General features: G+C 72.3%; 10 protein-coding genes. 6 read left to right on the top strand and 4 right to left on the bottom strand.

The features are described from left to right. Window positions 1-3,558 (bottom strand): methionine synthase, encoded by a 3,558-nt coding sequence (metH, locus tag FCN18_RS14245; RefSeq protein WP_137095318.1) that lies wholly within the window; start codon window positions 3,556-3,558, stop codon window positions 1-3. A 62-nt stretch (window positions 3,559-3,620) separates the two neighbouring features. Here metH and FCN18_RS14240 point away from each other — a divergent pair, with 62 nt between their 5' ends. Next, the gene (locus FCN18_RS14240; RefSeq protein WP_112269070.1) at window positions 3,621-4,502 is read left to right on the top strand and encodes a PAC2 family protein; all 882 of its coding nucleotides are present in this window, start codon (window positions 3,621-3,623) and stop codon (window positions 4,500-4,502) included. A 38-nt stretch (window positions 4,503-4,540) separates the two neighbouring features. Beyond that, window positions 4,541-5,644, top strand: a complete 1,104-nt coding sequence (locus tag FCN18_RS14235) for an MFS transporter (protein WP_228713941.1) — start codon at window positions 4,541-4,543, stop codon at window positions 5,642-5,644. Here the strand turns inward: FCN18_RS14235 and FCN18_RS14230 are convergent. After that, window positions 5,619-6,458 carry a metallophosphoesterase family protein gene (locus tag FCN18_RS14230; RefSeq protein ID WP_112269068.1) on the bottom strand — a complete coding sequence of 280 codons (840 nt, stop codon included), beginning with the start codon at window positions 6,456-6,458 and terminating at the stop codon, window positions 5,619-5,621. The genes FCN18_RS14235 and FCN18_RS14230 overlap by 26 nt on opposite strands. Window positions 6,459-6,634: 176 nt before the next feature. On the opposite strand from FCN18_RS14230, the gene FCN18_RS14225 reads away from it, so the two are divergent. Next, the gene (locus FCN18_RS14225) at window positions 6,635-8,236 is read left to right on the top strand and encodes an ABC-F family ATP-binding cassette domain-containing protein (protein WP_137095317.1); all 1,602 of its coding nucleotides are present in this window, start codon (window positions 6,635-6,637) and stop codon (window positions 8,234-8,236) included. A gap of 93 nt (window positions 8,237-8,329) precedes the next feature. Here the strand turns inward: FCN18_RS14225 and mshC are convergent, their stop codons facing one another. Next, window positions 8,330-9,568, bottom strand: a complete 1,239-nt coding sequence (gene mshC / locus FCN18_RS14220) for a cysteine--1-D-myo-inosityl 2-amino-2-deoxy-alpha-D-glucopyranoside ligase (RefSeq protein WP_112269064.1) — start codon at window positions 9,566-9,568, stop codon at window positions 8,330-8,332. Between the two features lie 9 nt (window positions 9,569-9,577). Continuing rightward, complete coding sequence (locus tag FCN18_RS14215) at window positions 9,578-10,189, bottom strand: TetR/AcrR family transcriptional regulator (protein WP_112269062.1); 612 nt, start codon at window positions 10,187-10,189, stop codon at window positions 9,578-9,580. 94 nt (window positions 10,190-10,283) lie between these two features. Between FCN18_RS14215 and FCN18_RS14210 the strand changes: the two genes are divergently transcribed. From FCN18_RS14210 to FCN18_RS14200, 3 genes are read left to right on the top strand one after another with little or no spacing between them, the layout of a single operon-like run. Then, window positions 10,284-11,639, top strand: a complete 1,356-nt coding sequence (locus tag FCN18_RS14210; protein WP_137095316.1) for a cytochrome P450 — start codon at window positions 10,284-10,286, stop codon at window positions 11,637-11,639. A gap of 40 nt (window positions 11,640-11,679) precedes the next feature. Continuing rightward, window positions 11,680-12,861, top strand: coding sequence for a S8 family serine peptidase (locus FCN18_RS14205; protein ID WP_137095315.1), 1,182 nt, complete (start codon window positions 11,680-11,682; stop codon window positions 12,859-12,861). Window positions 12,862-12,894: 33 nt separating this feature from the next. Next, entirely contained in the window at window positions 12,895-13,110 is a 216-nt protein-coding gene (locus FCN18_RS14200) for a hypothetical protein (protein ID WP_112269056.1), read from the top strand.

Genomic DNA, 13,110 nt, shown 5'->3' with positions numbered 1-13,110 from the left:
CTAGGTGTTGAAGTATTTGGCTTCGGGGTGGTGCGCCACAATGGCGTCGGTCGATTGTTCGGGGTGCAGCTGGAATTCCTCGGAGAGCTTCACCCCGATGCGCTCCGGCTGGAGCAGTTCGACGATTTTCGCGCGGTCCTCCAGATTTGGGCACGCGCCGTAGCCGAGCGAGAACCGCGCGCCACGGTAGCCGAGTTTGAAGAATTCCTCGACGTCGGCGGGGTCCTCGTCGGAAACCGGGTTTCCGGTGGCGAAACGCAGTTCCTGGCGGACGCGGCGGTGCCAGTACTCGGCGAGCGCCTCGGTGAGCTGCACACCGAGGCCGTGGACCTCGAGGTAGTCGCGGTAGGCGTCGCGCGCGAAGAGTTCGTTGGCGAAGTCGGCGATCGGCTGGCCCATGGTGACCAGCGTCAACGGCAGCACGTCCACCTCGCCGGCCTGTTTCGCCAGGTCACGGGGCCGGTAGAAGTCGGAGAGGCACAGCCTGCGGTCGCGCTTCTGCCGGGGGAAGGTGAACCGCGTCACCTCCGGCGCGTCCGGGCGCGGCTCGGTCAGCACGACCAGGTCCTCACCCTCGGCCACCGCGGGGAAGTACCCGTAGACGACGGCGGCGTGGGCCAGGATGCCTTCGGTGGCCAGCCGGTCCAGCCACGCCCGCAGCCGTGGCCTGCCCTCGGTCTCCACCAGCTCCTCGTAGGTCGGCCCCGCGCCGCCGCGCGCGCCCTTGAGACCCCACTGGCCGAGGAAGGTGGCGCGTTCGTCGAGGTAGGCGGCGTAGTCGGCCACCGGCACGCCTTTGACCACGCGCGAGCCCCAGAACGGCGGCGTGGGCAGCGCGACGTCGGTGGCCACGTCCGAGCGGGCGGGCCCGTCCTCCGGCTCGGGCTCCCGCCGCGCCTTGCGGGCCTCGGCGATGCGCAGGGACCGCTCCCGGCGGGCCTTGCGCTCGGCGCGCCTGGCCTCCTCCTCGGGGTCGGCTGCGGGGGCCTCGCCGCGCTTGACGGCCATGATCGTGTCCATCAGGCGCAGGCCCTCGAACGCGTCGCGGGCGTAGCGGACGTCGCCCTGGTAGACCTCGGTCAGGTCGTTCTCGACGTAGGAGCGGGTCAGAGCCGCGCCGCCGAGCAGCACGGGCCACTGCCCGGCCACGCCCCGGGAGTTCATCTCCTCGAGGTTCTCCTTCATGATCACCGTGGACTTGACCAGCAGGCCGGACATGCCGATCGCGTCCGCCCGGTGCTCCCGCGCGGCGTCCAGGATCGTGGTGATCGGCTGCTTGATGCCGAGGTTCACCACCTCGTAGCCGTTGTTGGACAGGATGATGTCCACCAGGTTCTTGCCGATGTCGTGCACGTCGCCCTTGACCGTGGCCAGCACGATGCGGCCCTTGCCGCCGGAGTCCTGCTTCTCCATGTGCGGTTCGAGGTAGGCGACGGCGGTCTTCATCACCTCGGCCGACTGCAGCACGAACGGCAGCTGCATCTGCCCGGAGCCGAACAGCTCGCCGACGGTCTTCATCCCGGACAGCAGGGTGTCGTTGATGATCTCCAGTGGCGGCTTCTGCTCCATCGCCGCGTCGAGGTCGGCCTCCAGCCCGTTGCGGTCGCCGTCCACGATGCGCCGCTCCAGCCGCTCGAACAGCGGCAGCTTCGCCAGCTCCTCGGCCCGCGACGCCCGCGACGACGCGGCGGTCTTGCCCTCGAACAGCGACATCAGCGCCTGCAGCGGGTCGTAACCCTCCCGGCGGCGGTCGTAGACCAGGTCGAGCGCCACGTCACGCTGCTCGTCGGGGATGCGCGCCATCGGCAGGATCTTCGACGCGTGCACGATCGCGGTGTCCAGCCCTGCCTGCACGCACTCGTGTAGGAACACCGAGTTCAGCACCTGCCGGGCGGCCGGGTTGAGCCCGAAGGAGATGTTGGAGACGCCCAGCGTGGTACGCACGCCCGGGTAACGGCGCTTGAGCTCGCGGATCGCCTCGATCGTCTCCACCCCGTCGCGGCGCACCTCCTCCTGGCCGGTGGAGATCGGGAACGTCAGGCAGTCGACGATGATGTCCCCCACGGCCATGCCCCAGTTGGCGGTGAGGTCGTCGATGATCCGGCTCGCGATGCGGACCTTCGCCTCCGCGGTGCGGGCCTGGCCCTCCTCGTCGATGCACATCACCACCACCGCGGCGCCGTGCTCGCGCACCAGCTCCATCATCCGGCGGTAGCGCGAGCCCGGCCCGTCGCCGTCCTCGTAGTTGACGGAGTTGACGGCGCAGCGCCCACCGAGGCGCTCCAGCCCGGCCTTGATCACCTCGGGCTCGGTGGAGTCCAGCATGATCGGCAATGTGGACGCGGTGGCCAGCCTGCCGGCCAGCTCGGCCATGTCCGCGGCGCCGTCGCGGCCCACGTAGTCCACGCACAGGTCCAGCATGTGGGCGCCGTCGCGGGTCTGGCCCCTCGCGATCTCCACGCAGTCCTCGTAGCGGCCCTCCAGCATCGCCTCGCGGAACGCCTTCGAGCCGTTGGCGTTGGTCCGCTCGCCGATCATCAGCACGCTCGCGTCCTGCTCGAACGGCACCGCCTGGTACAGCGACGACACCCCCGGCTCCGGGGTGGGACGACGCTGTGCGCGCTCGGCTTCCCGCACCGCCGCCACCAGCTGCCGCACATGCTCCTCGGTGGTCCCGCAGCAGCCGCCGACCAGGCCGACCCCGAACTCGCGCACGAATCCCGACAGCGCCTCGGCCAGCCCTTCCGGGCTCAGCGGGTACACCGCGCCGTTCGGCCCCAGCTCCGGCAGGCCCGCGTTCGGCATCACCGACAGCGGCACCCGCGCGTGCCGCGACAGCGTCCGCAGGTGCTCGCTCATCTCCGCGGGGCCGGTGGCGCAGTTCAGCCCGATCACGTCGATGCCCAGTGGCTCCAGCGCCGTCAGCGCCGCGCCCACCTCGGTGCCCAGCAGCATCGTGCCCGTGGTCTCCACGGTGATCGACGCGATGACCGGCACCCGCCGTCCCTCCGCGGCCATCGCGCGGTGCGCCGCCACGATCGACGCCTTCGTCTGGAGGATGTCCTGCGTGGTCTCCACGATCACGGCGTCCACGCCGCCCGCGAGCAGGCCCCTGACCTCCTCGACGTAGGCGTCGCGCAGCGTCGTGAACGGCGCGTGCCCCAGCGTCGGCAGCTTCGTGCCCGGACCGACCGAGCCCAGCACGAACCGCGGCCTGCCCGGCTCAGCGAACTCGTCGGCGACCTCCCTCGCCAGCCGCGCGCCCGCCTCCGACAGCTCGAAGATCCGGTCCGCGATGTCGTACTCGGCCAGATTCGCGAAGTTCGCCCCGAACGTGTTGGTCTCGACCGCGTCGGCGCCGGCCGCCAGGTAGCCGCGGTGGATGCCCCGCACCACGTCCGGCCTGGTCACGTTCAGGATCTCGTTGCAGCCCTCCAGCCCGGCGAAGTCGTCGAGCGAGAGGTCGTGGGCCTGAAGCGCGGTTCCCATCGCGCCGTCGGCGACCACGACCCGGGCCGAGAGCGCGTCCAGCAGCGGCGAAGAGAGAGGGGTGGGCATGGGTGACAGCCTACGGGCCAGCACGGTCCACAGGGGATGCCGCCGGGCCGTAGGCTGGCTGTGTGAGCAAGCCCTTCGACGAAGCAACAGACAGCCGGCCCCCGCCGAAACCGGTGATGGTGGTGGCGTTCGAAGGCTGGAACGATGCTGGGGACGCCGCGAGCACGGCACTCGAGCACCTGCAGCTCAACTGGGACGCGAAGCCGCTGGCCGAGCTGGATCCCGACGACTACTACGACTTCCAGGTGAGCAGGCCCACCGTCCGCATGGTGGACGGTGTGACCCGCCGGGTCGAGTGGCCGACGACGCGGCTCTCCGTGTGCCGTCCCGAGGGCCTCGGCCGTGACATCGTGCTGGTGCAGGGACCCGAGCCCAACATGCGCTGGCGGGCGTTCTGCGCTGAGCTGCTGGAGCACATCGAGGAGCTCGAGGTCTCGACGGTCGTGACGCTGGGGGCGCTGCTGGCCGACACCGCGCACACCAGGCCCGTCCCGGTCACCGGAACGGCATATGACGCGGAGGCCGCCTCCCGGTTCGGCCTGGAGCGCAGCCGCTACCAGGGCCCCACCGGCATCACGGGGGTGCTGCAGGACCTGTGCGTGCAGGCGGGCATCCCGGCCGTGTCCGTGTGGGCGGCCGTGCCCCACTACGTGTCGCATCCACCCTCGCCCAAGGCGACCCTGGCGCTGCTGCACAAACTCGAGGACATCCTCGACGTCGGCATCCCGCTCGGCGCGCTGCCCGAGCAGGCGGAGGAGTGGCAGCGGACCGTCTCCGAGATGGCCGACGAGGACGAGGAGATCAGCGACTACGTGCGCACCCTCGAGGAGCGCGGCGACGCCGAGATCACCGTCGACGAGAGCAGTGGCGACCGCATCGCCGCCGAGTTCGAACGCTATCTACGACGCCGCAGGCCGGACGGGCCCGGCTCGTCGGGTCGCTGACCGGGGGGTCCGCGCGAGCCCGGCTGGCCAGGGGCTCATTGTACGTCGGTGCGCTGCTCGGGCCGTTCGGGGGCGGTGTGGTCGCCGCGATCCTGCCCGAGATCGGCGCGAGCTTCGCCGTGTCCCCGTCCGTCGCGGCGTCGGCGCTCACGAGCTATCTCGTGCCGTTCGCGGCACTCATGCTCGTGTCGGGCACCCTCGGCGAACGCTGGGGGCAGGCGCGGACCATCCGCCTCGCCTACGTGGTCTACGCGGTGGCCGCCGTGGGCTCGGCGCTCGCCCCGTGGTTCTGGCTGTTCCAGGTCACGCGCGGCGTGCAGGGCTGCGCGAACGCGTTCACGCTGCCGCTGCTCATGGCCAAGCTCGCCGAGGGGACGCCGCGGGAGCGCCTCGGCCGCGCGCTGGGCCTGTTCGGGGCCATGCAGGCGGTGGGCCAGACGTCGGCGCCGCTGGTCGGCGGGCTGGCCGCCGAGGCGTCGTGGCGATGGGCCTTCGCGGGGATCGCGCTGGTCGGCGCCGTGCTCGCGGCGTGTCCGCTGCCGCCCGACCAGCCCAGGGACACGTCGCGGCCGACGCGCCTGCGCGACTCGTGGCGCCGGGACGTCCTGCTGCCCGGTCTCGTCGGCCTGGTCGGCTGGGCCTGCCTGTCCGGGGTGTCGTTCCTGGTGGCGTTCCGGCTGGAGGACGCCTTCGGGCTCTCGTCGGGGCCGCGGGGGCTGGTGCTGACCGGCTTCGGCGTCGCGGGCATCCTCACCGCCCGCGTGGTGGGCGGGGTGAACGACCGGTACGGGCCCCGGCCCTCCACGGTGACTGGCCTCGTGGCCGGCGCGCTGCTGCTCGCGGCCATCGGGTTCGTGGATTCGCTGGCAGTGGCCGCGGCGTGCTGGGCGGTGGCCGGCTTCTGCGGCCAGCTGATCATGGTGGGGATCAACTCGAGCGTGCTCTCCGGCGGGGAGCGTGGCCGGGGCGGCGCGATCTCGGTGGTGCAGGCGATGCGCTTCGTGGGCATGGCGGCCGCCCCCGCGGCGTTCACGGCGCCCTACCACCACGACGCCGCACTCGGCTTCGGCCTGCCCGCCGCGTTGCTGCTGCTCGTCACGCCATTGACGGCGGTACTCAGGCGAACCCGTTCCCGAGAATGATCCGCACCGGCACGGCTCCCCTCGCGCGCTTGCGCCATTCGCGTGGGTAGCCGAGCGAGACCTCCTCGAAGCGCACGCCGTCGCGCCGCGTCGTGCGCGGGATGTGCAGGTGGCCGTACACGGCGACCTCGGCGCGGTAGCGCACGTGCCAGTCGGCGGTCGCGGTGGTGCCGCACCACATCGCGAACTCCGGGTAGCGCAGCGGCTCCGTGGGATGCCGGTGCAGCGGCCAGTGCGACATCAGCACCGTGCCGTGGTCGGCGGGGATGGCCGCGAGCCGCCTCTCGGTGACCTCCAGCCGCCGCGCGCACCACGCCGAGCGGCTGGCGAACGGCTCGTGGTGCAGCAGGAACTCGTCGGTGCAGACCACCCCGGCCTCCCTGGCCTGCTCCATCGCCACGTCCAGCGGCTCCCCCTCGGCCGAAGGGGTGCGCCAGCTGTAGTCGTAGAGCAGGAACAGCGGCGCGACGGTCAAGGGGCGCTCGGCGTAGGGCCACACCGGGTACTCGTCCTCGGGGGTGAGCACGCCGACGTCGCGGCAGCGGCGCACCAGCTCGTCGTAGCGGTCCTGGCCTCGGTGCTGGTCGGGGTCCTTCACGGTGGTCCACAGCTCGTGGTTGCCCGGAACCCACACCACCGTGGCGAACCGTTCGCGCAGCCTCGCCAGCGTGCCGACCACCGCCGACATCCGCTCCCCGACGTCACCGGCGACGAGCAGCCAGTCCTCCGGCGAGCCCGGCCGGATCTGGTCGACGAAGGGCTCGTTGCCGTTGTGCGTGACGTGCAGGTCGCTGGTGGCGTACAGGTTGGGCACGCAGCCCACCGTATCCCGCGAAGGCGATCACCCGGGCGCCGAAAACTCGGTGGCGCGCCCGCGGCAGGTGTGGCTAGCCTGGACGCATCATGAAGAGCTGACCCGAGCCCTCACCCGCGCCCGAGGCCGATTCGCCCGGCGGGTGTCCCCTTCTCACACCGGGCCGGTGATGCTCTATGTCTGCTTCTCTTTTCCTGCGTGCCCGCGACCTCGCGTTCGCCTACGGCGATCGCGTCGTGTTCCGCGGCATCGACCTCACCGCGAGCGCGGGTCAGCGGCTCGGCCTCGTCGGCGAGAACGGCGTCGGCAAGTCCACGCTGCTGCGGCTGCTCGCGGGGCTCGAACAGCCTCACGCCGGGTCGGTGGACGGCGGCGGGGACATCGGCTTCCTCCGCCAGGAGCTGCCGTTCCCGGAAACGACCCGCTTCGCCGACGTGCTCGACCACGCGCTCGCCGAGATCCGGGCGGGCGCCGCGCGGCTCGACGTGCTGAGTGAGCGGCTGGCCGGGAACCCGGAGGACGCGGTCGCGCTCGACGAGTACGGCCGGCTGCTGGAGTGGGCGCAGGCCCACGAGCTGTGGGACGCCGACCGGCGCGCGAAGCTGGTCTGCGCGGGGCTCGGGCTCGGCGAGATCGGGCCGGAGCGCCCGCTCGGCAGCCTGTCGGGCGGGCAGCGGTCACGGCTCGCGCTCGCGGCACTGCTCATCCGCAGTCCCGAGACGCTGCTGCTGGACGAGCCGACCAACCACCTCGACGACGCCGCGATGGAGTTCCTCGAACGGCACCTCTCGGCGTTGTCCGGCATCGTGGTCGTCTCCTCTCACGACCGGGTGTTCCTCGACGCGGTGTGCACGGACATCGTGGACCTCGACCCCGCGCTCGGCGGGCCGGCCCGCTACGGCGGGCGCTACTCGGACTACCTGGAGGCCAAGCGGGCCGAGCGGGCGCGGTGGGAGCAGCGGTACGCCGAGGAGCAGGAGGAGCTCAAGCAGCTGCGGCACTCCGTCGCGGTGACGGCGCGGGACATCAACCACAACCGTCCCGCCCGCGACAACGCGAAGATGGCGTACGACTTCAAAACCGGCCGGGTGCAGAAGCAGATCTCGCGCCGGGTGCGCAATGCCCAGCTGCGACTGGCGGAGCTGGAGCGCGACCAGGTGCGCAGGCCACCGCGGCCGCTGCGGTTCGCGGCGGCGCTCACGGGCAGGCCGGCCGAGCACAGGCTGGCCCTGTCGGTGCGGGACGTCGACGTGCCCGGCAGGCTGCGGCTCGGCGAGCTGGACGTCGGCACGTCGGCGCGGCTGCTGGTGACCGGCGGCAACGGCACCGGGAAGTCGACGCTGCTGGCGGTGCTCGCGGGCAGGCTCACCCCGGCCCGAGGCACCGTCCACCGGGCGCGTGGCGTGCGGGTGGGGCTGCTGGAGCAGGACGTCACGTTCGCCGATCCGACGCCGACGCCCCGGCAGCTCTACACCGAGGCGGCCGGAGAGGAGGCTCCGGCGCTGTCGTCACTCGGCCTGATCGCACCGAGGGACCTCGACCGCGAGGTGGGCAGGTTGTCGGTGGGCCAGCGACGGCGGCTGGCGCTGGCGATGCTGCTGGCGAACCCGCCGCACGTGCTCCTGCTCGACGAGCCAACCAACCACATCTCGCTCACGCTCGCCGAGGAGCTGTCGGACGCGTTGGACGGGGCACCGGGTGCGGTCGTGGTCGCCTCCCACGACCGCTGGCTCCGCCGCGACTGGCAGGGCACCGAACTGGCCCTGCCCGCCACCTGACCCACCTGCTGCAGCGTCCCCCGTCTGCAGTGAAGGCCACCTTCACTGCGTTGAACGCAGGCATGGTGGCCTTCACTGCAGACGGCAAGGGCGCTAGAGGGCGACGCCGAGGAGGGCGTCGACGGCGGCGCGGAGCCGGGCGGGCGCCTCGGCGTCGGTGCCGCGGCGGCCCAGCGCCTCGGTCACCCACGCGTCGACGGCGGCGAGCGCCTTGGGGGTGTCGAGGTCGTCGGCGAGATGGTCGCGGAGGCGGGCGACGGTGTCCTCCACGGCGGGGCCCGCCTCGAGCGACACGGCCTCGCGCCACCGCGCGAGCCGCTCCCGCGCCTCGTCCAGCAGCGCGCCGGTCCACGCGCGGTCGGCGCGGTAGTGCCCGGCGAACAGGGCCAGGCGGATCGCCGCCGGGTCCACGCCGTCGGCCCGCAGCCGCGACACGAACACCAGGTTGCCCTTCGACTTCGACATCTTCTCGCCGTCGAGGCCGATCATCCCCGCGTGCACGTAGTGGCGGGCGAACGGGTGCTCGCCCGCCAGGGCCTCGGCGTGGGCCGCGCTGTACTCGTGGTGGGGGAACGCCAGGTCGGAGCCACCACCCTGGACGTCGAAGCCCATGCCGAGGCGGCCGAGCGCGATCGCGCTGCACTCGATGTGCCAGCCGGGGCGACCCTCCCCCAGCTCCGACTCCCACGACGGCTCGCCGGGCCGCGCCATCCGCCAGAGCAGCGCGTCCAGCGGGTCGCGCTTGCCCTTGCGCTCGGGGTCGCCGCCCCGTTCGGCGAAGAACCGCGCCATTGTCTCGGCGTCGTAGTTCGACTCGTAGCCGAAGTGGCCGGTGAACGAGCGGTCGAAGTACACGTCGGGGTACTCGGGGTCGTCCGCCCGGTACGCGGCGCCGCTCGCGAGCAGCTTGCCGATCACCTCGACGATCTCCGGGATGGTCTCCACCGCGCCGACGAAGTCGCGCGGCGGCAGCACGCGCAGGGCCTCCATGTCCTCGCGGAACAGTGCCGTCTCCCGCATGCCGAGCACCACCCAGTCGTCCTGGTCGCGCTCGGCCCGCTCCAGCAGCGGGTCGTCGATGTCGGTGACGTTCTGGACGTAGTGCACCTCGTGCCCGGCGTCGAGCCACAGCCGGTGGACGAGGTCGAAGGCCAGGTAGGTGGCGGCGTGCCCGAGGTGGGTGGCGTCGTAGGGGGTGATGCCGCAGACGTACATCCTGGCGACGCGCCCCGGCGCCGTGGGCCGCAGCTGTCCGGTCGCGGTGTCGTGGAGCCGCAGCGGACGCGGGGTTCCAGGGATACGGGGCACGGCAACCGATGACCAAGTCTGCATACCCCAACACTAAGCGGAAACGTCGTCCGCCTTCCCGTGTGGTGGGAACGACGCCGACCACATCGCGCCGAGCCCGGCGAGCAGTTCCTCCGCTGTGGGGGCCGACTCGGGGTCGAGCAGCCACTGCACGGAGAGCCCGTCGCAGATCGCGATCACGAAGCTCGCGACGGCGAGACAGCGGGGGTCGTCGGAGCGGGTGCCGTCGCCGAGGGACTCCGCGACCAGGCCGGCGACGCGCTCGCGGCAGCGCCGGTACTGCTCCGCGAACTGGCTGCGCAGGTCGGGTGTGCGCTCCGCCTGCGCGAGCGCCTCGACGTAGGACAGCAGCAGCTTGCGCTTGCTGGCCAGGCTGCCGAGCAGCGCCGCCCACGTGACGTGCCCGCGCTCGACGGGCGAGGCCGCGGGGTCGGCCATGGCGAGGTCGGCGAGCTGCTCGGTCCACTCCTCGAACACCTGGCCGATGGCCGCGTTGAGCAGCCCGGCCTTGGATCCGAAGTGGTAGCCGATCGAGGCGAGGTTGGTGCCCGAGGCCGCGACCAGGTCGCGCGCCGTGATGTGCGCGTAGCCCTTGTCCTCCAGCAGCCGCCGGGCCGCCACGAGGAGGTCTTCCCGATGGCCCACGCCCGCAGCGTACCCGGAGGACCGTGGGCCCCTGGACACGCGATCTATACACGCGTATAAAACGGACGTGTAGATCCCTCGCGAAGGAGCACCTGTGACGACCGAGACGACGACGCCCGGCGTGCGCACCGAGGACCTCACCGCCACCGCCCCGCCGCCGGGGCCCCGGCTACCACTCGCCGTGCAGACCGTTCTGTTCGGCTCCTACCGGCACCGATGGCTGCCGAGGCTGCGCCGCCGCCACGGCGACGTCGTGCGGCTGCACATCTACCCCGAGCGGCACGTCGTGCAGCTCGCCGACGTCGACCACATCCGTGCCGTCTTCGCGGGTCACCCCTCGATCTTCCACGCCGGCGAGGGCAACGTGATCCTCAAACCCGCCATGGGCGAGCACTCCGTGCTGCTCACCGACGAGGACGTGCACCTGCGCGCCCGCAAGCTGCTGATGCCCGCCTTCAACGGGGCCGCCCTGCGCGGCTACCGCGACCTCGTCACCGAGCTCACCGAGCGGGAGGTGGAGCGCTGGCGGCCGGGCACGCCGTTCTCCTCCCACCTGCGCATGCAGGCGCTGACGCTGGAGATCATCCTGCGCGTCGTCTTCGGGGTCGCCGAGGGACCCCGGCTGGAGGAGCTGCGGGGGCTCCTGCGCCGCATCGTGGACGTCGGGCCCGTCGACCTGCTCGGCTGGCACAACCCGAAGCTCCAGCGCTACGGGCCGTGGAAGCGCTACGCGATCGCCCAGCGGCGGACCGACGACCTGCTCTACGCCGAGATCGCCGAACGCAGGCGTGCCGGTGACCTCGGCGAGCGCCACGACGTGCTGTCCCGGCTGCTCGCGGTCGGCGACGCCGACGGCGAGGGGCTCACGGACGCCGAGCTGCGCGACCAGCTCATCACCCTGCTGCTGGCGGGACACGAGACGACGGCGACCGCGCTGGCGTGGGCGTTCCACGAGCTGGCCCGCGAGCCCGCGCAGCTGGCCGCGGCCACGCGCGCGGCCGACGACGGCGACGAGAGGTACCTGGAGGCGGTGGCGAAGGAGTCGATGCGGCTACACCCGGTGATCTCGGAGGTGGCCCGCAAGCTCACCCGGGACATCGAGGTCGGCGGCTACCGCATTCCCGCGGGGCACACGGTGATGCCCTCGATCGCCCTCGTCCAGGCCGACCCCGCGCACCACCCGGAGCCCGCCGCGTTCCGCCCCGAGCGCTTCCTCGGCGACGGCCCGCCGGCCGGCACGTGGTTCCCGTTCGGCGGCGGCGTCCGCCGCTGTCTCGGGGCCGGGTTCTCCCTGCTGGAGGCCACGGTCGTGTTGCGCGCGGTGCTCTCGCGCTTCCACTTGACGCCCGACCGTGCCCGTCCCGAACCCGCGAAGGCCCGCAATATCACCATGGTGCCGAGTCGTGGCGCGCGCGTGATTGTCACGCCACGTACAGGACTCGTAACATAGGAGGTTTCCCAGCTCCCCACTGAAGAAGAAGGTGGCGGCCATGACCAGTGGCGCTGACAGCGGGACCAGACGGTATCTCGTGCTCCTCGAGGAGGACTCCTCGGCCGCGGCGGTGAGCACCTTCGCCAGCGTCGCCGACCTGCATCCCGCGAGTACCGCCGACGTGCTGGGGACCACCGCGGCCAACCTGCTGTCCGCCCCGGACGGGCTGCTGCTGCACGAACTCGGCGTCGCCGTGGTGACAGCGGCCGCCGACCAGGCCGACGCGCTCACCCGCGCCGCCGCCGGACCGGGGCCGCTCGCGCTCGTGGAGCCCGAGCGCACCGTGCACGCCTACGCGGCGCCGGCCGTCGAACCGGATGACGCCGTCGACGAGACCACCTTCACCTGGGGCCTGCAGGCGCTCGGTGCGCCGGAGAGCGCGGCGACCGGGAAGGGCATCCGCGTGGCCGTACTCGACACCGGGGTCGTGGTGGACCACCCCGATCTCGCGGGGCGCACGCTCGTCACCAACTCCTTCGTCGACGGCGAGCAGGTGGACGACGAGCACGGCCACGGCACGCACTGCGTCGGCACGGCGTGCGGTCCCCGCACCCCCGAGAACGGCCGCGGTTACGGCGTGGCACACGAGGCGGAGATCTACGCGGGCAAGGTGCTGAGCAACGCCGGGTCGGGCACCGACGGTGGCATCCTCTCCGGCATCCAGTGGGCGATCAGCAACCGTTGCGCGGTGGTGTCGATGTCGCTCGGCGCAGCGACCCAGCCGGGTGACCCGCACTCGCGGATCTTCGAGACCGTCGCGAGCAGGGCGCTTCGGCAGGGCACGCTGATCGTCGCGGCCGCCGGCAACGAGAGCAGGCGCGCCGAAGGGCACATCGCGCCGGTCGGCCACCCCGCCAACTGCCCGTCGATACTGGCCGTCGGCGCGATCGACGTGCACCGCGCGATCGCCGACTTCTCGTGCGGCACGGTCGATCCCGGCAGCGCCGTCGACCTCGCGGGCCCCGGCGTGGACGTCTACTCCAGCTGGACCTTGCCCGAGCGGTACAACACCATCAGCGGCACCAGCATGGCCACGCCGCACGTCGCGGGAGCCGCCGCGCTGGCCGCGCAGCTGCACGGGGCCCGAGGCTGGGAACTGTGGGCCCGGCTCTCCCAGTCGGCCCGGCGTTTGCCGCTACCCTCGACTGATGTCGGCGCGGGGCTGGTGCAGGCACCCTGACCGCGCCGCCCGTCCCCGACCGGGAGGTGCACCGTGACCAGGGTGATCGTGTCGGTCGCCGACGACAACCTCGGCGCGCTCGACGACGTGGTGTCCGACTTACGGCAGGCCGGGATGTCCGTTGACGGCGTGCAGGAGCTCCTCGGCACCGTCACCGGCTCGGTCGACGCCGACACGGTCGTCGCCGCGCTGCAGGACGTGCCGGGCGTGTCCGACGTGGAGCTGCAACGCGACGTCGGGCCGTACTGA

Source organism: Prauserella endophytica, from assembly GCF_005146945.1.
GTDB classification, from domain to species: domain Bacteria; phylum Actinomycetota; class Actinomycetes; order Mycobacteriales; family Pseudonocardiaceae; genus Prauserella_A; species Prauserella_A endophytica.
The sequence above is the reverse complement of the archived record's forward strand: the minus strand, read 5'-3'. Positions and strand labels throughout refer to the sequence as shown.